This window comes from Streptomyces sp. DT224, from assembly GCF_049844595.1.
GTDB lineage: Bacteria > Actinomycetota > Actinomycetes > Streptomycetales > Streptomycetaceae > Streptomyces.
In genome coordinates, this window is record NZ_JBNCLI010000042.1 from 1 (window position 1) to 779 (window position 779).

Below are 779 nucleotides of genomic sequence, written 5' to 3' on the forward strand. Positions count from 1 at the left end.
CCGACGCTGCGGACGACGTAGTTGAAGCTCATGGCGCTCGACGTCTCGCTCTTGGGGGTGACGGCCAGGATGACACCGGGCATCGCGGCCGCGAAGCCGCCTACGCCGAAGCCGAGCACGCCCATCGCCGCGAACAGTTCGGCCAGGTCCGACCGGGCCGCCGCGAACAGGGCGAACCCGCCGCCGACCACGACGGCGCTGCCGGCCAGGAGCAGGGGGGCGGCGATCCGCGTCCGGACCCGCGGCGTGAGCTTGCCGGCGGCGAACCCCAGCGCCGAGAACGGGATGAGGACCAGCCCGGCGACGAAGGTGGTCAGCCCGAAGCCGTAGCCGGCGCTGTGCGGCGTCTGCGCGTACCGGGTGATGAGTGTGAGCAGGAGGTACATGCCGATCCCGCCGACGAACATGGCGATGTTCGCCCCGGCGACCGCCGGGTGCCGCACCGCCCGCACATCGACCAGGGGCGTCGTGCTGCGCAGCTCAATGACGGCCCAGACGCAGAGCAGCACCACCGCGACGACGGTGAGGCCCGCCGCCACGGCGAGGTGCCGGCTCCACAGATTCCGGTCGCCGGCGAGGAACAGCGCCAGGAGCAGCGCAGCGGCCAGGACGACCGCGCCTGCCACGTCCACGTGGGCGGAGCGGCCTTCGGGGGCTTCGGGCATGGAGCGCCAGGCGGTCAGGAGGGCGGCGGCGGTGACGACCAGGCCGAGGCCGTAGGCGGCCCGTACCCCGCCGAGCTCGGCGAGCAGTGCGGCCAGCGGGTAGCCGACGCCGGC

Annotated in this window: 1 protein-coding gene; it reads right to left on the reverse strand. The window is 74.1% G+C overall.

The features are described from left to right. A partial coding sequence (locus tag ACLQ2N_RS35945) for an MFS transporter (RefSeq protein WP_425819993.1) occupies nucleotides 1–779 on the reverse strand: 779 nt, incomplete at both ends.